18 protein-coding genes and 2 tRNA genes are annotated in these 21,150 nt (G+C 57.7%); 6 read left to right on the top strand and 14 right to left on the bottom strand.

The features are described 5' to 3' along the window. Positions 1 to 58: 58 nt before the first annotated feature. The 3 genes from ACR0L1_RS01310 (at position 59) to ACR0L1_RS01300 (ending at position 5,167) form a co-directional block, all read left to right on the top strand. On the top strand, positions 59 to 1,765 hold the full coding sequence (locus ACR0L1_RS01310) for an ABC transporter transmembrane domain-containing protein (RefSeq protein WP_480856743.1): 1,707 nt from the start codon (positions 59 to 61) through the stop codon (positions 1,763 to 1,765). Then, positions 1,762 to 3,837, top strand: coding sequence for an ABC transporter transmembrane domain-containing protein (locus tag ACR0L1_RS01305; protein ID WP_480856741.1), 2,076 nt, complete (start codon positions 1,762 to 1,764; stop codon positions 3,835 to 3,837). Before ACR0L1_RS01310 ends, ACR0L1_RS01305 begins: the two co-directional genes overlap by 4 nt. A 79-nt stretch (positions 3,838 to 3,916) precedes the next feature. After that, entirely contained in the window at positions 3,917 to 5,167 is a 1,251-nt protein-coding gene (locus ACR0L1_RS01300) for an HlyD family type I secretion periplasmic adaptor subunit (protein ID WP_480856739.1), read from the top strand. Positions 5,168 to 5,222: 55 nt separating this feature from the next. On the opposite strand, the gene ACR0L1_RS01295 is transcribed toward ACR0L1_RS01300, so the two are convergent. The 3 genes from ACR0L1_RS01295 to ACR0L1_RS01285 form a co-directional block, all read right to left on the bottom strand. Further along, complete coding sequence (locus ACR0L1_RS01295) at positions 5,223 to 5,753, bottom strand: DUF3299 domain-containing protein (RefSeq protein ID WP_480549583.1); 531 nt, start codon at positions 5,751 to 5,753, stop codon at positions 5,223 to 5,225. A gap of 295 nt (positions 5,754 to 6,048) precedes the next feature. Next, complete coding sequence (locus ACR0L1_RS01290) at positions 6,049 to 6,474, bottom strand: hypothetical protein (RefSeq protein ID WP_170769317.1); 426 nt, start codon at positions 6,472 to 6,474, stop codon at positions 6,049 to 6,051. Continuing rightward, positions 6,471 to 7,883: a GMC oxidoreductase gene (locus tag ACR0L1_RS01285; protein ID WP_480856737.1), complete on the bottom strand. Its 1,413-nt coding sequence runs from the start codon at positions 7,881 to 7,883 to the stop codon at positions 6,471 to 6,473. The genes ACR0L1_RS01290 and ACR0L1_RS01285 overlap by 4 nt, the downstream gene beginning before the upstream one ends. Before the next feature lie 200 nt (positions 7,884 to 8,083). On the opposite strand from ACR0L1_RS01285, the gene ACR0L1_RS01280 reads away from it, so the two are divergent. The 3 genes from ACR0L1_RS01280 to ACR0L1_RS01270 all read left to right on the top strand — a co-directional run bounded on the left by ACR0L1_RS01280 (position 8,084) and on the right by ACR0L1_RS01270 (position 11,238). Continuing rightward, positions 8,084 to 8,275, top strand: a complete 192-nt coding sequence (locus ACR0L1_RS01280; protein ID WP_480856735.1) for a hypothetical protein — start codon at positions 8,084 to 8,086, stop codon at positions 8,273 to 8,275. Then, a complete protein-coding gene (locus ACR0L1_RS01275; protein ID WP_480856733.1) occupies positions 8,272 to 9,768 on the top strand; it encodes a GMC oxidoreductase in 1,497 nt (498 codons plus the stop codon). The genes ACR0L1_RS01280 and ACR0L1_RS01275 overlap by 4 nt, the downstream gene beginning before the upstream one ends. A 66-nt stretch (positions 9,769 to 9,834) precedes the next feature. Beyond that, positions 9,835 to 11,238 (top strand): MATE family efflux transporter, encoded by a 1,404-nt coding sequence (locus tag ACR0L1_RS01270; RefSeq protein WP_480856731.1) that lies wholly within the window; start codon positions 9,835 to 9,837, stop codon positions 11,236 to 11,238. Positions 11,239 to 11,244: 6 nt separating this feature from the next. Here ACR0L1_RS01270 and ACR0L1_RS01265 read toward each other — a convergent pair whose 3' ends face one another. The 11 genes from ACR0L1_RS01265 to recJ form a co-directional block, all read right to left on the bottom strand. Beyond that, on the bottom strand, positions 11,245 to 12,333 hold the full coding sequence (locus tag ACR0L1_RS01265) for a M56 family metallopeptidase (protein WP_170784292.1): 1,089 nt from the start codon (positions 12,331 to 12,333) through the stop codon (positions 11,245 to 11,247). Then, positions 12,320 to 12,715, bottom strand: a complete 396-nt coding sequence (locus tag ACR0L1_RS01260; protein ID WP_170769322.1) for a BlaI/MecI/CopY family transcriptional regulator — start codon at positions 12,713 to 12,715, stop codon at positions 12,320 to 12,322. The genes ACR0L1_RS01265 and ACR0L1_RS01260 overlap by 14 nt, the downstream gene beginning before the upstream one ends. Positions 12,716 to 12,781: 66 nt before the next feature. Next, complete coding sequence (locus tag ACR0L1_RS01255) at positions 12,782 to 13,183, bottom strand: DUF2160 domain-containing protein (RefSeq protein WP_170769323.1); 402 nt, start codon at positions 13,181 to 13,183, stop codon at positions 12,782 to 12,784. 8 nt (positions 13,184 to 13,191) lie between these two features. Beyond that, entirely contained in the window at positions 13,192 to 13,989 is a 798-nt protein-coding gene (locus ACR0L1_RS01250; RefSeq protein ID WP_085807800.1) for a carbohydrate ABC transporter permease, read from the bottom strand. Then, complete coding sequence (locus ACR0L1_RS01245; protein ID WP_085807799.1) at positions 13,986 to 14,849, bottom strand: carbohydrate ABC transporter permease; 864 nt, start codon at positions 14,847 to 14,849, stop codon at positions 13,986 to 13,988. The genes ACR0L1_RS01250 and ACR0L1_RS01245 overlap by 4 nt, the downstream gene beginning before the upstream one ends. Continuing rightward, positions 14,849 to 15,922, bottom strand: coding sequence for an ABC transporter ATP-binding protein (locus ACR0L1_RS01240; RefSeq protein ID WP_480503077.1), 1,074 nt, complete (start codon positions 15,920 to 15,922; stop codon positions 14,849 to 14,851). Before ACR0L1_RS01240 ends, ACR0L1_RS01245 begins: the two co-directional genes overlap by 1 nt. Before the next feature lies 1 nt (position 15,923). Further along, positions 15,924 to 16,973: an ABC transporter ATP-binding protein gene (locus ACR0L1_RS01235; RefSeq protein WP_480503075.1), complete on the bottom strand. Its 1,050-nt coding sequence runs from the start codon at positions 16,971 to 16,973 to the stop codon at positions 15,924 to 15,926. Between the two features lie 81 nt (positions 16,974 to 17,054). Then, the gene (locus ACR0L1_RS01230) at positions 17,055 to 18,794 is read right to left on the bottom strand and encodes an ABC transporter substrate-binding protein (RefSeq protein WP_480503074.1); all 1,740 of its coding nucleotides are present in this window, start codon (positions 18,792 to 18,794) and stop codon (positions 17,055 to 17,057) included. A 282-nt stretch (positions 18,795 to 19,076) separates the two neighbouring features. Then, positions 19,077 to 19,151 (bottom strand) — tRNA-Glu (locus tag ACR0L1_RS01225). A gap of 22 nt (positions 19,152 to 19,173) precedes the next feature. Next, positions 19,174 to 19,248: transfer RNA gene (locus ACR0L1_RS01220), tRNA-Glu, on the bottom strand. 98 nt (positions 19,249 to 19,346) lie between these two features. Then, positions 19,347 to 21,089 carry a single-stranded-DNA-specific exonuclease RecJ gene (recJ, locus tag ACR0L1_RS01215; RefSeq protein WP_480503073.1) on the bottom strand — a complete coding sequence of 581 codons (1,743 nt, stop codon included), beginning with the start codon at positions 21,087 to 21,089 and terminating at the stop codon, positions 19,347 to 19,349. Positions 21,090 to 21,150 lie beyond the last annotated feature (61 nt).

Raw genomic sequence — 21,150 nt, 5'->3', positions numbered from 1 at the left:
ACTTCTTCAATAGGTTCAGGCCAAACCGATTGGACGAGGCAACTGGGTGAGCAATAGGATGGGACCGAGCGAATTTATCGGACGAAAACTGACGCCACGGTTGGGTGTTCCGGTTTGGGTGGCTTCCCTGTCTTTGAACGTATTGTCACTTTTGATGCCGATCTCAATCCTGTTGATTTTCGACCGGATCATTCCATTCCAATCCATGGAAACTCTGCACGTTCTGACCGGCGTTCTGCTGTTCAGTGCGGGGTTTGAGCTTGTTTTGCGACATTGCCGATCCATTCTATTGTCGACCGCCGCAGAGGATGCGGCGCGCGCCAACTACAGCCTTTTTATGAGACAGGTTCTGACGGCAAATACCCTGACCTTCGCCAAAGAGCCACCCAGCAGTTATGCCGAGCGCTACGCTGCGATTGCGCAACTTCGGGATCATTATGCGGGGCAAGGGCAAACGCTTTCGATTGATCTGCCGTTTACGCTCATGTTTGCAATCTTGATCGGATTGATTGGCGGCTGGCTCGTTCTGGTTCCATTGGGTGCTTTTGGCATCGTCCTGATTTTTGCGGCCGTAATGAAACGTGCTCAATGGAACTTGTTCCGACAGCGTAAGACGCTGGACACCCGCAGATACGCCTTTTTGTCCGAGCTTTTGTCGAACATGAAGACAATCAAGGCTAACCGGATGGAGCCGCAAATGTCGCGGCGATTTGAGATGCTTGAGGATCAGACAGTCGACATCAGCGGCCGAATGATACGTTTCGCCGGCTTCGCACAGAGTTTTGGCACCGTTTTTGCTCAGGTATCGGTGGCCGCAATGGGCTTGTTGGGCGCTTATCTGGCGATCCGAAATCAGATTGGTATCTCGGAAATGGCGGCCTGTATGCTTCTGAATGGGCGGATCGTGCAGCCGCTGACCAAATTGATGGCAATGTGGGTCCAGGCTGAAAATATCACTGTCGCCTGGTCCAGATTGAAAGAGATGAATGAGCTTGAAACGCATCTGGTCGCGACGTCTGGCGACGGGAAGCTATCGGGTGTTGTTACGGCCTCGGACGTCTCGGTCAGGCGTTTGCATGGAAACGGTGCGTCATTTTCAACGGTCAGTTTTTCAGCCAGCGCCGATAGAGGCGTTTTGATCGAAGCCGAGGAAAGCTGGATGGTCGACGCCCTTTTTGATGCGCTAACGGGACAGTGCGACCTGGATCAGGGAAGCATTCTTTTCGACAAAGTGGATGCCAAAAAACGAGTTGCCTTTCGCGGCGAAAACGCGTTGGTCGCGCTGGAGAGCGAACCGGTTATCCTTTCAGGTACCTTGCTGGAAAACCTAAGTGCGTTTGGTGATCACGAACGGATCGAAAACGCCAAGACGGTTGCCGCTGCATTGGGGTTGGAACGCCGGATTTTTCGCCTTCCGCTTGGGTACAACACCCCAATGACAATTGGGTCGGCGTTCGAACGCGACCCGGTGAACCGGCAATTGATCGCATTGGTGCGCGCACTGGCTCTACAGCCTCACATCCTGCTAATGAACGAGCCGACCGCTGTGCTTGATACGGCTGAGCGACAGGCGCTGGCAGATTATCTGGCTAAGTTAGAAGTGCGACCGACGCTTATAGTGGCATCGCCCGACCCGCGTTTTAAGCAATTTGCGCCACAGGTCGTCAGGCTAAATGCAACCAAGTCACGCGACATGGCAGCGTGGGTCGCGGATACGGATCTTGAAAGGCTGACATCAGAGGCCATGCAAAAGGGGGCCGCATGACGACGCTTGAAGTAGAAAAAGCAACCGGCCTGCTGGACGCTCTGCTTTACAACCAAGGGTGCCGAAGCAGCCTAAACACGTTGCTGGAAGCACTCCCACATCAATCAGAAAGGCTAGATCAGGATGACATTCTGGATGTGCTCGACACGCTGAAAATTTCTTATACCAAAACTCGATGCCGGGAAGACACCATTGTGGACGCGGATTGCCCTGCTTTGGTTATTCCCGAAACCGGGCCGTGGTACGTCGCCTTGGGGCGTAACGGCTTGTCTTTGCGGGTGGCTGGCGCGAAAGACCACTCACCAAAACGTCGTAAGTGTTTGGTCATCCGAATTGAATCGAAGGCTTGGCGCGAAGAGGATGGTACGCCGCAAACTGTTCGTATGGCATTCCGAGTCTTTAGGCCGATGTTGCCTTGGCTTTTTCTTGCGTCATTCCTCATCAATCTATTGGGCTTGGCTGCGCCACTTTTGATCATGGCGATTTATGACAAGGTTATCCCATCGGGTTCGGTGGCAATGCTTACGTCATTGGTTGTTGCGGTCTTGGTTATCGGCCTCTCGGATATGTGTTTCCGACACGCGCGAACACGGGCATTGGCGTATATCGGCGCGCGCGGCGAACACCAACTCATGATTGCGTTGTTTCACAAACTGATGTCGCTGCCCCTGCAGCAGTTGCAGAAGTCGGATATCAGCCAACAGCTCTCTCGTTTCAGGCAATTCGAAGCCCTGCGAGACGTGTTCACAGGCCAGATCATGACCAGCTTGCTCGATTTGCCTTTCGTTTTAATTTTCTTTGCCGTCCTGACTTTTCTTGCCCCTCAGGTCGGATTGTTGACGCTTGGGCTTGTTGTTATTTTGGTGATACTCGGTTTCGTTACCATCCCCGAACAGCGGCGACTGGACAGTGCAGCCTCAGATGCGGCTGCAAAAAGTCAATCTGCAATGCAGCAGGCGATATTGCACCAGCGCATGATGAGCGACTTGGGACTGCAACAGAGATGGCTGGATCGCAGCTTGTCTTTGTCCGAAGCGGCAGAGGATGCAACGCGGCGTGCACGTGTGTTTCAGGCATTCACGCAGTCCTTGTCCCAATCGATGACAGCGTTGGCCACTGTGGGGGCCATTATTCTCAGCGCTTATGCAGCGGTGAATGGCGATCTCAGTTTTGGCGCTTTAATCGCTGTGATTGCTCTGGTGTCAAAAATTCTTGCCCCGGTACAGACATTGTGTAGTTGCTGGGCTCAAATCCTGATTTTCAGTCACAGCCGCAATCAGGCTGATCGGGTGCTTTCATTGCCAGAAGAGCTTGAACTGGGGTTGGAGCATTCTCATCGCAAAGACATTCAGGGCGCGATCCAGTTTTCTGCCGTCACTTTTCGCCCAGATCCGCTGAATGCACCGCTTCTGTCGCAGGCGAGTTTGAGCTGTGATCCCGGTGAAGTCACCTTAATCATGAGCAGTGATGCAGCCGTGCGAACGGCGGTCTTAGACCTGATGGACGGGTTGGCTACGCCTTTGGCGGGCACTGTATCTTATGATGACGTTGACTTGCGGCAAATCGCCAGGGACGAACTGCGCACTTCGGTTACTTACGCGACCTTTGAAAAAAAGCTGTTCTACGGCACGATCGCACAGAATTTTCGATTGGCGTCTGTGTCACTGAGTGATTGCCAAATCGAAACGGCCTTGTCGCAGATGGGATTGTCGCAGGACCAGGAGTTGTTGCCAGATGGTCTTGAAACTCGTCTGACCGACGCTCACCTGGCGCAGTTGCCAGATGAAACCCTCAAGGCTCTGACCCTTTCGCGTAGCATGGCGCGCCCTTCATCGGTTTATCTGTTTTCGGAACCGACCAATGGTTTGTCAGATCAGCGCCGTGCTGCCTTCAAGGAGTGGGTGCGACAGCAAAAGAGGCGGAGTACCGTTGTGATCGCAACTGCGGACCGGTCCTTCCTTTCGATCGCAGATCGCTTTGTGTTTCTAAACGGAGAGCGCGTGGTTTTGCATGACACCGGAGAGGTCGGGCGCAGAAAGTTGAAGGCCATTTTACAGGCAATGGAAAAATAAAATGAGAGAGCAGACACAACAAAATTCGACCTCCGGTCCCACGGCACGTTTAATAAATCGTCGTCGGATGCGACCTCCAATGGTGGCCGCGTTTTTGGCGCTGACGATCTCGGGCTTTCTGGGCGTGATACTAGTTCTGGCGGGGCAAACCAACGTTCCTCAAATCACGCGGGCCCCGGGGACAATCTTGCCGTTCGGGGACTATGCTCAGATCGAAACTCTGCACGGAGGCGTGGTCAGTGCCGTTCATGTGCGCAATGGCCAAACGGTCGAGGCGGGCCAACTTTTGGTGGAATTGGACCATCCAGACCTTTCGCGTGAGCAGGACATTATGACGGGTCAGCTTTCAGCAATTATTCGTCAGACCGAAAATGCCAAAACCGTTTTGTCCATGCTAGACAGCGAGACTTTGCCAAGTGACCGCGCGCTTGATGAAATAAGGAGTAGAGGCCTGACCAATGCCGCGGCTAGGCTGGATCTGTATTCCGAAAGCCAGACGATCCAGCAGGTATCGATCCAGCAGCAAGAGGGGACGCTGCGAATTTTGCAAGATGCAGCCGAACTGTCAGCAGCACGGGTCGAAAGAAAACAAGATCTTCTGGCAAGATATGCACAGCTTAGGGCACGTGGATTGAAAACCCTGAGCGACTATCTTGAAGAGGAAGATGAGGTTGAAGCGGTTCGAATTGCGGCATCGGACGCGCGGGTTCGGTTGGCCCAGGCTGAAAATGCGTTGAATTTGGCCCGCGCGTCTATGGCAGAGGAAACTCTGGCTCTGCGCGAAGAGGTATTGACGAAACTTTCTGATCTGGATCAGGAAAGGGCAGAGCTTATTGCCGCTCTCAAGATAGTGGGAGCTCAGATCGCGAGCCTGGCCATCGTGGCTCCGGCCCGCGGAGTCGTTCAAGCTGCTGCCTATCCCAATCCGGGAGAGGTCATTGCGCCGGGTGAGGTGCTGTTCGAATTGTCGCCAACACATGACGCGCTATTGGTTGAGGCACGCATTCCAAACGCGGATATCGGTCATGTGGATACCAGTCAGCCAGTGTCCGTCAGCGTTGACACATTCGATGTGCGCAGGTTCGGAAAGATCCAAGGGCGATTGCAAACTGTCTACCCCATGCCGCTTACCGATGAGAGGACCGGCGAGACCTATTTTCGCGCATCCTTTGTTTTGGCTGAAGGCAATGTGGGACGTGGACCTTATGAAAGGACACTTCAGGCCGGGATGACGGTTGTGGCCGAGATGACGACAGGGGAGCAAACGCTGTTGTCCTATATGTTGAGACCTGTCCAGACGACTTTGGGCCGTGCTTTCAACGAAAGATAGTAGCCCGACCTGCGTGCCGCTTCATCTCGTCACGTAGGTCGAGCAGGCGATGAATTTAGTTTTCATTCGACAAAACCGCGCCACCCGTTTTGTTGCGGGATGCGGCACGCAGACGGTCCTTGAAAGTCTGGGTCGCGCTGTCTGCAACGTCAGCCTGGGTGACAATGGCATCAGATAGAAGAAACGTGGCACGCATTGCGACAGGTCCATCCACGACAATAAATTGAGTGTTGCTCGGGGAAATCGTCAGCCGGCCAGTGACCTCTACACTTTGGTGAATGTATTCGGGCATCCAATCCGTCTCCAGTTCGACGCGGATCATCTGGTTCGGAGGCGGCGGCGGTAAATGGCTGCACATGCCTGGCCTCGGTACAAGGTATATGATTGAAGCACCGTTAGGAGCTTGAGGAGCCGGGATAGCATAGCCTTGAATTGTGGCGGCTTTACCCTCAAGATCGGGATTGCCTTGGGAACCGGCTTTCGCGCGCTGCGCGATCACATTGTCGCGCTGACTCAACAATCGGTCGATGTCGATTTTTTCAGCGGCAAGAGCATCTTCGGTTTCAAACAGATTTTGTTGCCACATCTGCCGTTCCTCGGCGGTGCCTACAGCCTGTTGCAAGCGGCTGCGCAAACGCAGGACGTAAACAAGATCATCGAACTGTTCCGGGCTGAGTGCGCGAAACGGGTCGTGAAAATCCTGTACGGATGGGTCGGGCAATTCAGACCAAAGCAATGGCGTCGCGGCCCATGTCCCGAGGGGCGCACACAATACTGAAAACGCACAGATCAAAACTGCTCGCAGGCGCATCCCAACGGCCTTTCATGACTTAGAAAATAGCGGTCATTCAAATGTGAGAGATATCCGGGTAAACCGCAAATCACGACACTGCAAACGCCCCCAATTGGTTCAGGCAGGGGGTGTGATAGGGTTCGAACAAGGCGACAAATTCCAGCGGTAGTCCGTCCTCTGCTGCACGGATGACATTAGTCGAAGTTGCAAATTTGTCGATGACGCTGTCGTCGATCTTGCCGAGGACGTCTTTTGCATAGGGCAATCGGTGCAGCCCGCTCCAATATCCCAAATCCAGAGCCTTCCCTTCGATCCCTTTCTCTAGAACGAATTCTTCGTAAGCATAGGCGAACTCAGTGGCCGCATCCTGTCGCGCGATCTGGGGGCCATAGATCCGGTTGATGACGTCAAGCGCGTGACCGGCAATGCCGTGCCCCTTGATCAGCCGGTAGGCAACACCTGCGCCAAAGGCACCAACCCCCAAGGCAAGAACGCGACGGCGCGACCAGCTCATGTGACAACCTCCGATGCTCTGAGGGATAGGGCGGAAATGGTCAGGGATGGGTTGGCAGGCGAGCAGGTCGGGAAAGCGCCCGAGCCCAGTACGAACAGGTTTGGAACCCCATGCAGGCGCAACCGATCGTCAACCACCGATGACTCGGCCGAGGGACCCATGCGGTGCGTGCCTTGAATATGTGCCTGTGTGCGAATTTTTTCGTCCACTATCAGGGCCTCGACCGTATCGGGGATGATGTCCGGCAAGCCGTCAATCGCCCGTCGCAGACCGCGCATCGCATAGTCGGTGTACCCGACCCATTCGATGACGGGTTCGTCGTCCTCCAGCAGGACCCTGTTCTCTGCCATTGGAATATCATCGACGGTTAACCGGAGATGCAGTCGGTTGGCCCATTTGCCCTGTTCTCGCCGGATCGAGACCGGGGCGTTAACGGTTTCGATCAGAACAGCGCCGGCCTCTGATCGGTCAATGTCATGGTAGAAATGATACCCATGCCCGGTTTCGGACGCACCGCCGTAGAAGGCTTTAATATTTGCGGTGTCCAGAATGATATCAACCTCACCTTGTTCATGAAGGTACGCACCCAGAGCTTTGTTTTTTATTCCTGATCTCAGCAAAATGGCAGCGTTGAATATCCCGTTTGTTCCCAGCGCAATTGTGTTGCCGCGCAAGCGCGCCTCAGCCCCGTCAGCAGTCTTGACCTGTACTGCGCGGGCCTGACCGCCTTCGATATCCACCGTGCGTACTTCGGTGCCCAACAGGTAGTGCGCGCCGGGATGTTCCAGCCGCTCGAACCCGTTCAGAATTGTAAATTTCGCGTCCACTGGGCAGATGCGGCAGACACCGTTTGCACAACACCGCGCTCGCGAGCCTCCGTTCGAGGTCGCGCTTGGCAAGGGCACCCATAGCGGGCTGTCTTCACGCAAAGCTATGTCAGAGCGAGATGGCGCGTGGGGCGGATACGGAAACGGCGCACTGCGCGGCAGGATGTGATCGGATTGCCCACCGCAGACTTCAATCATCTCTTCGGCCTGAACCCAGAAAGGTTCAAGATCATCGTAGGTTATGGGCCAATCTTCGCCGATACCAAACTTGCTTTTCAGGATGAAATCATCGGGATGCAGACGCGGAGTGTTGCCCCACCAATAGTTCGAATTCCCGCCAAACAAGGTGAATGCAACCCATTCCTTGGGTGCGCCCGAGCTGTTGCGTTGCTCGATCTTTTCACGGACGGCCCACCCATGTGCGATCTGGTCTGCATGAGAATAGTCCTGCCCTTTTTCGACAAACAGGATGTTAAGATGATCGGGCAAGCCGTGGGCGAAAAACATCGCGGAAAAGCTGCTGCCTGCGATCACCACATCCCAATCGCGGGCGCTGGCTTGTTCAAGAGACAATAGGCGCATCAGAACTCATTAACCTTATTAATCTTCACCTGTTGACCAAATTACAGGCTTACGTCCGACCCGACCAGATCACGCGAGAATTGCGGCGGGGCAAGACAATCACTTTATGGTTTGCAATAATCAGGCCCTTGTCAATAAAGTTAAAGAGACGGCAATGCAGTCGCCTTGCCGGAATTGTTGTTGTTTGTTTGGTGTGTTCGTTGAAATTTGCTTTGAAAAGACGTCATCTTCTTGGGGCTGTTGCTGCGGTGGTCATTGTCCCACCGGTTGCCAGGATTGCAATTTTGAAGTCGCGGGATAATCCGCTGCCTCCCATTTCCGATACGAAAGTGGTTTTTGCTGATGGCTGGCTGTTGGATGCGAGCGACCTGGATGTGGACGGGTTGTCATGATCCTGGATGCGCGCGCTGAAATCCCGGCGTTAGAGGGGCCCTATGACTGCTGCATCGTAGGCGCGGGGCCGGCTGGTATCGCGCTTGCGCTGAAACTGGCACAGGCGGGCCGTCGAGTGGTTCTTCTAGAGGCCGGAGACCGTGAGGTCACGCCCGACTCGCAGGACCTCTATGAGGGCGAAAATCTGGGCCTGGAATATTACCCTCTGTCTGCGCCCCGGCTGCGCGCGCTTGGGGGGACGACCGGTCATTGGGGCGGGCAATGTCTTTTGCTGGACCGGTCCGACTTTCTGCCGCGCCCGGACGTACCCCTCAGCGGCTGGCCCATTCGGTACGAGGATCTGGCCCCGTATCAGGCGGAAACAGCTAAACTTTTGCAAACAGGGCAGTTCTCGGGCGGCTTCCGCAAACCGGTTGACGACAGCGGCACGCTGGATGTTGTTGAGCAGAGGTTCAGCTCTGACCGGGCGTTTTATGATATCGGCAACACGGACCCGGTACGCTTCGGTCCATTCTATCAGGGGCAATTGGAGGATGAGCCGAACATCGACCTTGTCTTGAATGCCAATGTGGTAGGGTTCGACGTCGATGGTGAGACCGGCCAAATCACGCAGGCGCAGATCCGTAACTATGGTGATGGCGAGGGGGCGGTGGCTGCCGGACGCTTTGTGCTGGCCATGGGCGGCTTGGAAAACAGCCGTATGTTGCTGCATCTGAACGCCCGGCAAAACAACAGGTTCGGCAATCAGAACGACATGGTTGGTCGCTGTTTCATGGAGCATCCGGTAATCGACCATGAAACATACTTCATCACACGGCGTCTTTATTCTCATTCCCCGACATGGGAATTCGAACGCCTGACGCGGCGCTCCCGCCCCGAGCTTGTGTTGAGTCCCAGCCAGGACCAGATGCTGAAAAACGGCTGGACCAACTCAGCCGTGCGGATGCGGCGACTAAGACGCAGAAAACTGCCGCCCGAAGAGCTGGGGGACACGGGCTTTATCAACGGTTTGAAATTCGACGAGGATTACTTTTTTACCAGCAATTCTCAGGTCACGGCTGAACAGCGCCCGAACCCTGCCAGCCGGGTTGTTCTGACCGACCAGCGGGATCGGTTTGATCTGAATACGGTCGGGCTGGACCTGCGGCTGATGCCCGAAGATATCGAGACCCTGCGCGGATCAACCATTGAAGTGGCCAAGTTCCTTATCCGAAACGGGCTGGGCCGGATGCGGATGGACCCCGCCTTGTGGAACCGCGATGCATTCGAAAACCTGCCGTTGGACTATGGCAGCCACCATATGGGCGGCGCGCGCATGTCCGAGACGCCCAAGACTGGCGTGGTCGATGCCAACTGTAAGGTGCATGGGGCCGCGAACCTCTATGTTGCGGGGTCAGGTGTGTTTGCGACCTGCGGCCACGCCAACCCCACGTTTACTATTGTACAACTGTCCCTGCGGCTGGCGGATCATTTGCTTGGGCCTTCTGCCTGACGGGGTTTTGGGGTTGAAGCCCCCTGTATTCCACTGGCAGGTTAGCCCCGCACAAGGGGGGCGTTCATGACATCTCAAAGCTCGGGGCAGGCAGTCTTTCTGTCGGGCAGCCTGATGCGCCATGTCACGCGCATGTCGTTGACCACCAGTATCGGTCTGATGGCGATCTTCGCTGTCGACTTCGTCGATATGGTGTTCATCTCGATGCTGGGGAACGACGCGTTGGCGGCGGCGGTTGGCTATGCCGGGACGCTGCTGTTCTTTACCAACTCGGTCAATGTCGGCCTGTCTATCGCCGCAGGCGCGCTGGTCGCGCGCGAGCTTGGGGCAGGGCGGCCCGATCAAGCAAGGCGGTTCGGAACCAGCGTTGCCGTTCTGGGTGCGATCTCGGGCATGATCCTGTCCGCGCTTGTGCTGCTGAACCTAAACACACTGTTGTCGCTGTTAGGGGCCGAGGGAGAGGTTCTGCATCTGGCGGCACGCTATAGCCGGATCATTCTTCCGACCATGTGGGTGATGGCTTTGGCTATGGCCGGGATGGCGGTCTTGCGGGCCCATGGGGATGCGCGCCGTTCCATGCAGGCGACGATTTTCGGCGGGCTGGTTAACGCGGTGCTGGATCCGATCCTGATCTTTGCGGTTGGGCTTGGGCTGGACGGGGCGGCGATAGCCTCGGTCATCGCGCGGGTCTGTATGCTGATAGCGGTGATGCGACCTGCTATAAAGGTGCATCGAGGGTTCGCGCGGCCTTCGCTTAAGCAAGTGGTTCAGGATGTACGCCCGGTGCGTGCCATAGCTGTACCAGCCGTCTTAACCAACATAGCCACGCCCGTCGGCAACGCCATTGTCATCCGTGAGGTGGCACAGTTCGGAACCGATGCCGTAGCCGGCATGGCGGTTATCGCACGGCTGATGCCGGTGGCGTTTTCGGTTGTGTTTGCCCTGTCTGGCGCGATCGGTCCCATCGTTGGCCAGAACTATGGTGCGGGGCAGTATGATCGGGTGAAAGAGACGTTTCTGGCCGGGGTCAAATTCACCGCCATCTACGTTCTGCTGATGGCCGCTGTCTTGTTTGCCCTTCGAGGCCCAATTGCGGATCTGTTTCTGGCGCAGGGGGAAACGCGGGCGCTGATCTATCTGTTCTGCGGTCCTCTGGCGCTGGCGTCTTTCTTCAACGGGGTAATCTTTGTTGCCAATGCCAGCTTTAACAATCTGGGCCATCCCATCTATTCCACATGGGTCAATTGGGGGCGGCATACGTTGGGTACTTGGCCGTTTGCCGTGGTCGGAGGCATCCTTGCAGGCGCGCCCGGTGTCCTGATGGGGCAGGCGCTGGGGGGCGTTGTCTTTGCGGTTGTCTGCTGGGTGATGGTGCGCCGCGTTGTGTCAAAGCTCAGCACGCCGCAAAAGCCGGACCCGTTTGCCGGGCAGAACCGACTTCACGCGCTGTTTGGGCGGCGTGGTTGGTAGGCGGGATCAGTTGCCGCTGTTGCGAGCCTCGAGCCGTTCAAGGTTAACTACTGTCGACAGCATCAATCGGTCGTGGCTCCAATCCTCGGTCTGTTGCACGGAGGCGGCACCAAAACCCAGCACGGTTGCAAAGACCAGCGTCAGGCCCAGAAACAGCACCGGAGTGCCAGAGCGGACCGAGGGAGCCTCGGCCAGCGCCATCACGCGTTGGCGCAACACGCGCTTTGCTTTGCCTCCCGTGACCAGCGCGACATTCAGAACCCGAGGGCTGCCCTTGCGCACCGTGCGGGCGCAATAGTCCAGCAGGCAAGCGGTATAATCGCGCGCGTTGATCCCGCGGCGGGCAACCACGGATTGGTCGCAGGCCAGCTCGCGCAGACGGTCGAACTGATATTTCAGCACCAGATAGGCGGGGTTCCAGAACAGCAATGGGCGTAAAATTTCGAACCCTAGCTCCCACTCCACATCGCCCGCACGCACGTGCTGAAGCTCATGCGCCAGCGCAAAGCGCAATTCGCGCGGCGTGTCCAGCAGATGGCTGGGCAGGACAACATGGCGGCGACGAAGGCCGCGCACGGCAAAGGGCACGGCGATCCGGTCGGAGAGGCGTATATCGACCTTGGCCGAATGCCGCCACAAAAAGCTGGTCTGGATCGTTTCACGGATCGCCAGCCCATCGCGCAGGACGCGCACGGCATAGGCCGCGGCCATCACGATCACCAGACCGAAGATCGCGGACAGAACCGGGTATGCACCGGAAACAAATACTTCGACCCAGCGTTCGCGTGTGTTCAAAAGCGCCTCAAATTGGGTTGCGGGCATGGCGATGTCGCCGCGCAGATAGGCGGCAACAGCGATGTCCCCCAAAGCAACGGTGCCATGGGCTGAGGTGAGTGCAAATGCCCCAATGGCCAGAACAGGGCTAAGAACGACGCAAAGGCACAGGGCCTTGAGCGCCTGAAGCTGCGCAACAAAGCCATATTGCAGCCGCGTCCGACCCATAATGGCCCGCACGACCAGCCACACCAGTGCCGCGAGGGCCAGTACGATATTCCATTCCAGATACGCGTCGAGAACCGGTTTAACCGCCGTCATTGTGCAGTCTCCTTTCTACCAGTGCTCGAATTTCCTCCAGATCGGCTTCGCTCAGGCCCGCATCGTCTACCAGACGCGCCACCAGCGAGGCAGGCGTGTCATCGAACAATGTACGCGAGAGGTTCTGCAACGACCGTGCCTGATATTTGTCTTTCTCCAGCAGCGGCGTATAGATCAGCGTCTTGCCGTCCTTGCGGCTTTCGACGAAGCCTTTCTCGTCGAGAATCCGCAGGATGGTTGCGCCGGAGGTATAGGCCAGATTGCGTTCTGGAGGCAGACGATCAAGCACGTCACGGACCGAGCCCTGACCAAGTGCCCAGAGCTCATTCATGAACTCCAGCTCTACCTCGGTCAGAAGGTTTGTTGTCTTTTTCTTTCGCATCGGTCTTTCGTGTCGCATTTTTTAGTATGCCTGACAGACAAGCATCCTTTCGCTGTTTCGCAAAGCTCAAACTTTCCAGAAGACGAAGAATCCCCAGCCGATCGACAGGAAAAGCGGTGCCCAGACGGGCTGGCCAACCAATCCCAGCCAAGCAAGGAAGATATAGGCCGATCCCAATAGGGTGATGAACAGTCGATCCCCTAGCGTAGTGGTCAGGCCCAGAACGCCGCGCCGTTCGATCCCGTCGCGGAACTTGAACCCCTCCAGCACGCCGATCAGGGCGATGGCCGAAAAGATACCGACGAACAGCGCCAGCGTTGCGGGGGTCCAAGCCATCCAGAAATCGGGCCACAAGGGATCGGTCCAGGAAAACCCTTTTTCCTCCTGCTGGCCGACGCTGCCCCAACCGGCCTGCTGGGCAGCCGCCATCGAGGGTAGAAAGGGGAGGGTGAGAAGAAGTTTACGCATATCGAACCTCACACACGGCCCATCGCGAAACCACGCGCGATGTAGTTGCGGACAAACCAGATGACGATGGCGCCGGGAATGATGGTCAGTGTTCCGGCGGCTGCCAGCAGGCCCAATTCATACCCCGCGCTGGATGCAGTACGAGTCATCACGGCGGCGATGGGCTTGGCCTCAACCGCCGTAAGGGTTTTGGCCAGAAGCATCTCGACCCACGAGAACATGAAGCAGAAGAACGCCGCCACGCCGACGCCCGCCTTGATGTTGGGTAGGAAAATCGTCACGAAGAAGCGCGGGAAGGAATAGCCGTCGACATAGGCGGTTTCATCCAGTTCCTTTGGGATGCCGCGCATGAAGCCTTCCAGAATCCACACCGCCAGCGGCACGTTGAACAGCGTATGCGCCAGCGCCACGGCGAGATGCGTGTCAAACAGCCCGATGGAAGAATACAGCTGAAAGAAGGGCAGCGCGAACACCGCCGCCGGGGCCATCCGGTTGGTCAACAGCCAGAAGAACAGCTGCTTGTCGCCCAGAAACCGATAGCGCGAGAACGCATAGGCCGCAGGCAGGGCCACACAGACCGACAGCACCGTGTTCAGTGTTACGTAGATGATCGAGTTGATATAACCCCAATACCATGTCGGATCGGTGAAGATGGTGATGTAATTTTCCAGCGTAAAAGTCTGGGGGAATAGGGAAAAGCCCGACAGGATTTCGTTCGTTGTCTTGAAGGACATCGCCACCAGCCAATAGATCGGCAGCATCAGGAACGCGATATAGAGGATCGGGATAAGAGACCGCTTCTTCATTGCGCGTCATCCTTTGTCATCAGAGTGTAGAAGACCCAGCTGACCAGCAGCGTGATGGCGAAATATATCAGGCTCATCGCGGCTGCAGGGCCAAGGTCGAACTGTCCCAGCGCGATCTTCACAAGGTCGATCGACAGCAAGGTGGTTGAGTTGCCAGGGCCGCCTCCGGTCAGAACGAAGGGTTCTGTGTAGATGTTGAAACTGTCCATAAAGCGCAGCAGAACGGCGATGGTCAGAACGGTTTTCATCTTGGGCAGCTGGATATAGCGGAACACCGACCACGGGCTGGCACCGTCGATCTTGGCCGCTTGGTAGTAGGCATCCGGGATCGAAACGAGGCCCGCATAGCACAGCAGCACCACCAGCGACGTCCAGTGCCAGACATCCATGACGACGACCGTGATCCAAGCCGACAGAGGCTGTTGCGTCATGTCATAGTTGATGCCCAGAACATCATTCAGGAAGTAGCCCAGCAGGCCGATCTTGGGCAGGGTAAAGATGTTCCACATCGAGCCGACTACGTTCCACGGGATCAGCATCGGCAGGGCCATCAGGACCAGACAGACGGGCACCCAGAACCCTTTGCGGGGCATCGATAGGGCTACAATAATGCCCAGAGGCACCTCGATCAGCAGGATCAGGAAGGTAAAGAGGAACTGCCGACCGAGGGCCGCTTGGAACCGATCTGAACGCAAAATTTGCTCGAACCAGCCAAGACCTTCCCAGAAGAACTGGTTGTTGCCAAAGGTTTCCTGCACCGAGTAGTTGACCACCGTCATCATCGGCACCAGCGCGTTGAATGCGACCAGCGCGAGTACCGGCAGGACAAAGAACCACGCTTTTTGGTTTTCCGTTCTCATCAGCTGCGTTCCTCGGTTGCGATCCAGCCGTCGCGGTAGACGCGGGATTGTTCAGGTTTGAATTGCAGGAAGACCTGCGAGCCTGGCTCGGGCACACTGTGTTCGGTTACGGCTTTCAGGGCGGTATTTCCAACCATGGCGCTGACCACATAGTGGCGGCCGATGTCGGAAACCTTGGTCACATGCGCCGGGATGCCGGTATCGCCAAAGCCCACATATTCGGGGCGGATACCCAGGTCGGTGCGGCCTCCGTCGCCATGGGTGGGGCCTTCCAGCATGACCTCGTGGCCTTCGAAAACCGCGCGGTCACCTTTGGCTTCGCAGGGTAGGACATTCATGCCGGGGGAGCCGATGAAGTGACCCACAAATGTGTGCTGAGGGCGCTCGAACAGTTCAACCGGTGTGCCGATCTGCACCACTTCGCCTTCCTGCATCACCACGACTTCGTCGGCGAAGGTCAGGGCCTCGGTCTGGTCATGGGTCACGTAGATCATCGTGGCTTTGACCCGCTGGTGCAGCTCTTTCAGCTTGGACCGCAGTTTCCATTTCAGATGCGGGTCGATCACGGTCAGCGGTTCGTCAAACATCACTGCATTCACGTCATCGCGGACCAGTCCACGCCCCATCGAGATTTTCTGCTTGTTGTCCGGGCTGAGGCCGCTGGCGCGGGTGCTCAGCATATCCGTGACATCCAGCATTTCGGCGATCTCATCGACCCGGCGTTTGATCGTTGCCGGGTCAACCCCCCGGTTTTTCAGCGGAAAAGCCAGGTTTTCGCCCACAGTCATCGTGTCGTAGATCACCGGGAACTGGAACACCTGCGCAATGTTGCGCTGATCGGGGGGCAGGGCGGTCACATCCCGATCATCGAATAAGATTTGCCCTTCGGACGGGGTCAGAAGGCCCGAGATGATGTTCAGCAAGGTGGACTTGCCGCAGCCCGACGGCCCCAGCAGCGCATAGGCCCCGCCATCGCGCCATGTGACGTCGATTTCCTTCAGCGCATAATCTTCGGGGCCTTTCGGCGCGGGCATATAGCTGTGTCGCAGATTGGAAAGTTTGATCTGTGCCATGTCAGGCCACCCTTTTGCCGTCTTGGCCGAAATACCGGCAATGCGCCGGGTTCAAGTAGAAACTGTGATCCTCGCCGACTTGGTAGGGATGCACGCCAGCCGCCAGGGAAACCCAATCATCCGATCCATGGCGGAAATGCGCGCTGGAATCTGATCCCGACAGCTCGGTCACAATGACCCGGCCGGTCAGTTCAACATCCGCATCCGATGTGCGGAACGGCGTCACCCGGTGCGGGCGCACGGCGACCATGTAGTCTCCATCGGCCATATCCGAGACGGCCCAGCCTCCGCCACCTGCCAGTTGCGCTTGAGCGCCGGACACGGTGATGTGGGCCACGTTGATCGGTGGGTCCGAGAACACACGCGCGGCGGCGATGTTTTCGGGATTGCGATAGATATCTGCTGTCGGGCCGAACTGCGTGACGCGACCATCCTCCATCAATGCGGTGTAGCCACCCAGCAGCAGCGCCTCTTCGGGTTCCGAGGTGGCATAGACCACCACGGCGCCGCGCCCTGCGAACAGGTCGGGCAGTTGTTCGCGCAATTCTTCGCGCAGTTTGTAGTCGAGGTTGGCCAGCGGCTCGTCCAGAAATACCGCGCGGCTTTCCTTGGCAATCGCGCGGGCGAGAGCTGTACGCTGTTGCTGACCACCCGACAGCTCATGCGGGCGGCGGTGCAGCATGGGGCGCAATTGCAGCAAGTCAGCGGCCTCTTCCACGCGGCCTTCGATCTCTGATTGCGCCATGCCCGCCACGCGCAGGGGTGATGCGATATTGTCGAAAACAGTCATATGCGGGTAGTTCACAAAAAACTGGTGCACTAGGCTAATCTGCCGCTTTTGCGTGTTCAGCCGGGTCACGTCCTGCCCATCCATCAGCACTTTGCCCGAGGCCATCGGATCCAGCCCGGCCATCATCTTGATCAGAGAGGTCTTACCTGATCCCGTCGCGCCCAGCAGCACATTGAAATGGCCGGTCTGCAGCGTCAGGTTGGTTGGCTTGATATGGATAACATTGCCAACCCGCTTGGTGGCGTCTTGAAGTTCGATCATGTCCGTGGGTTCCGGTCCTTCAGTGCGGCGCACTGGTCGTGGGGTGGGGATGCCGCGCACGGCACCCCCGGTTGCATTGGCTTAGTTGGCCTGCCAGCGCGCAACCAGTTCGTCATAGTTGACGGTCTGGCCCTGCGGCTTTTCGTTTTCCAACTTGGCCTTGGGCGAACCGGCTTTCTCCAGCCAGAAGGCAGGGTCCTGCGGCTCGTTCAGGCGCGGACCACAGCCGCCATAGACGTTGGCTGCCTCATCCGCGGCCTGCATACGGGCCATGGTGATGTCCATTTCCTCGGCCAGACGGTCCATCGCCTCTTGCGGGGTGAAGGCGCCCGAGTTCACGTCACCGATCTGCTGCCACCAGATCTGGGCCAGCTTCGGATAATCCGGAACGTTGATGCCGGTCGGCGACCATGCCACACGGTCAGGCGAGCGGTAGAACTCGACCAGACCACCCAGCTTGGGTGCGCGTTCAGTGAACGACTCGTGGTTGACCGAGCTGTCGCGAATGAAGGTCAGACCCACATGGGATTTCTTCACATCGACAGTCTTAGACGTCACGAACTGAGCGTAAAGCCACGCGGCCTGAGCACGATCCGAAGGGGTCGATTTGAGGAACGTCCACGACCCCACGTCCTGATAGCCAACCTTCTGGCCGTCTTCCCAGTAGGGGCCATGCGGGCTGGGCGCCATCCGCCACAGCGGCGTGCCTTCGTCGTCCACGGTGTTGTTGCCTTCGGACTTCGGCTTGACCATGTCGGCGGTAAAGGCGGTGTACCAGAAGATCTGCTGGGCCACGTTGCCTTGGCTGAGCGCCGGCAGCGACTGGTAGAAGTCATAGGACGCCGCACCCGGAGGCGCATAGTTCCGCAGCCATTCATCCCACTTGCGGATCGCGTAAACCGCAGCCGGGCCGTTTGCAGCACCACCACGCGAAACGGACGCACCAACTGGGTTACAGGTGCCCGCTTCCATGCGGATGCCCCATTCGTCGACGGGAACGCCGTTCGGCTCACCTACGTCGCCTGCGCCGGCCATCGAGAGCCACGCGTCAGTCATACGCCACCCAAGGTCAGGCGCACGTTTGCCGTAATCCATGTGGCCATAGATCGCCACACCATCGACTTCTTTCACGTCGTTGGTGAAGAACTCGGCGATGTCTTCGTAGGCTGACCAGTTGACCGGAACGCCCAGGTCATAACCATACTTCTCTTTGAACGCGGCCTTGTTGGCCTCATCATCGAACCAGTCCTTGCGGAACCAGTAGAGGTTCGCGAACTGCTGGTCGGGCAGCTGGTACAGGTTACCGTCCGGGCCAGTGGTGAACTGAATACCCATGAAGTCATCCAGATCCAATGTCGGCGATGTGGTCGCCGCCCAGTCACCTGCCATCTGTTCGGTCAGGTTATAGGCCAGTTGCAGGCGCGAGTGCGTGCCGATCAGGTCGCTGTCATTGACGTAACCGTCATACAGGTTCCGGCCGGTCTGCATCTGGGTCTGCACGGCCTGAACCACTTCGCCCTCACCGAGGATCTGGTGGTTTACCTTGATGCCGGTGATCTCCTCGAATGCCTTGGTCAGCACCTCGGATTCATAGGAATGGGTCGGGATGCCCTCGGACAGGACGTTGATCTCCATGCCCGCATAGGGTTGTGCAGCTTCGATGAACCACTTCATCTCACCCATCTGTTCGTCTTTCGACAGGGTCGATGGCTGGAATTCGTCGTCGATCCAACGTGTTGCTGCGGCTTCGTCGGCCCAAGCGGTACCGTGCCCCGCAATGACGGCTGCTGCCGCCACGGCGGAAAGTAGATGTCTCCGCATCTGTCTCCTCCCAAAGATTATGGTTTCCGGCGCGAACCGGATGGCGAGGAGCATCGGCGATTTTTTGCATATGTGTCAAACTAAATTTTTAGTAAATGAAATTGACGTCGTATAATGCGCTGAAAAAAAACACTTTTCAAGTTATTGCGAGCGCAGTTACAATACAGACAAAAGGCTGAGAGGTGGTTTGCCGCAACTGTGAGTTCGGGTTTGTTGTTGAAATCGATTCCCAGACATCCAAAGCGAAACCGGCGGACTGCACGGCGAAAAAGAGGGGGAAAATGGCAGCCCGTAGGGGAATCGAACCCCTCTTTCCAGGTTGAAAACCTGGCGTCCTAACCGATAGACGAACGGGCCATTTAAGCCGAACAAGCACAAGTGGCAGCCCGTAGGGGAATCGAACCCCTCTTTCCAGGTTGAAAACCTGGCGTCCTAACCGATAGACGAACGGGCCACGCTTGCTTGTGGAGGGCCTTTTACGGTTTACCTACACCCCCCGCAAGCCGAAAAATGCAGGGAGGGACAAGTTTTTTGGCGGGGTCGGGCGCGGGCCTAATTTGCCTCAGCTGCGTCCTCCAACCGAAGCTGCACGGATTGCCGTCCGCCCCACGTATTAACCTCGAGCCGCCCAGCAAAATGGAACCGAGCGCCACCGTGGTTGGACAGTTTTTCCCCGATTGGCCCGTCGAACGCACCGAACGCGATGGCGTCCAGACCGCTGCCCACACCATCGGACAGGGACAGTTTCAGATGTGACTCGCCTACGCGTTTGGCAAAGCGCACTTGCAGATCGGGCAGAGCATAGCGTGGGGCAGGGGCGCTGGCGCCAAATGGGCCAGCTTTTTCGATCTGTTCGATCAGGTCCACTGTGGCGGCACCCGGCATCAATGTGCCGTCCAGTTTCAGGTCCGCCGGGCCGCCTTCGCCCGCGCCCTGTTTGGCCAATAGCTCCGACAACCGCGCCATCGCCGGTTCCAGCTGATCGCGCATCACGGTTAGCCCTGCAGCCATCTTGTGCCCGCCACCTTTGAGCAGCAGCCCTTCGGCAGCCAGACGCTGGATCGAAGCCCCCAGATCGACGCCCGAAACCGAGCGACCCGAGCCCTTGCCTTCATCCCCGTCAAAGCCGATCACGATGGCTGGGCGGTTCGCGGCCTCTTTCAGACGCGACGCAACGATGCCAACGACGCCGGGATGCCAGCCCTCACCGGCGGCCCAGACCAAAGGCGCGTCCAGCCCGCGCTCCTCGGCCTGTTCCATGGCGGCTGCGCGTACGGTGTTTTCGATATCGCGGCGCTCGGTATTCAGTTCGTCCAAGCGCTGCGACAGGGCCTCGGCCTCGTGCATCGAATCGGTGCTGAGCAACCGCGCTCCCAGATCGGCCTGGCCAATGCGTCCGCCCGCGTTCACGCGCGGTCCCAGCATGAACCCAAGGTGATAGCTGTTGGGGGCCGAATCCATCCGCGCCACGTCCGACAGGGCCACCAGACCGGGCCGCTGCCGCTGTGCCATCACCTTCAGCCCCTGACGCACCAGCGCGCGGTTCGCCCCGATCAGAGGAGCGACATCTGCCACGGTCGCCAGCGCCACCAAATCCAGCAGCGAGATCAAGTCCGGTCCCTTAACCCCGGCCTCACGCAGTTGCCGCCCGGCCTCGACCAGCATTAAGAACACCACGCCAGCCGCACACAGATAGCCCAGATCGCCGCTTTCATCCTGCCGGTTCGGGTTCACCACGGCCACGCATTCGGGCAGGGTCTCGCCGCCCAAATGGTGATCCAGCACGATTACATCCGCGCCTTTGGCTGCCGCGATCGGTTCATGGCTCAGCGTGCCGCAATCGACGCAGATGATCAGGTCGTGACGGGCGGCCAGCTCCTCCATTGCGGGCACATTGGGGCCATAGCCCTCATCAATCCGGTCGGGCACGTACAGCGTCGCCTGCAACCCCATCTGCCGCAGCCAGACCAAAAGCAACGCCGCAGAACTGCCGCCGTCCACATCATAGTCCGCAAAAACAGCAATCCGCTGCTTGGCTCGCACCGCCGTCAGAAACCGGGTGGCTGCGACCTCCATATCCTTCATGTCACGCGGATCGGGCAGCAGTTCCTTAAGCTTGGGCTCCAGGAAACCGGGAACCTCCATCGCGGGAACGCCACGGACCGCCAGCACCTGGCAAACAGCACGCGGCAACCCAGCCTGTTGCACCAGCATCTCGGTCGCGCGTTCTACATCAGCCGAGGGGCCGACCCAACGCCGCCCGGACAAAGACTGTTCAACCCCAAGAAAGCTCATGACCCGCCCCTGATATGCCAAGGCCGGATACCTTTCGGACCCGGCCTCTTCATCTTTTTAC

This window comes from Ruegeria sp. J8, from assembly GCF_056531925.1.
Note: the sequence above shows the minus strand (reverse complement) of the source record. Positions and strands in the feature narration are given on the sequence as shown.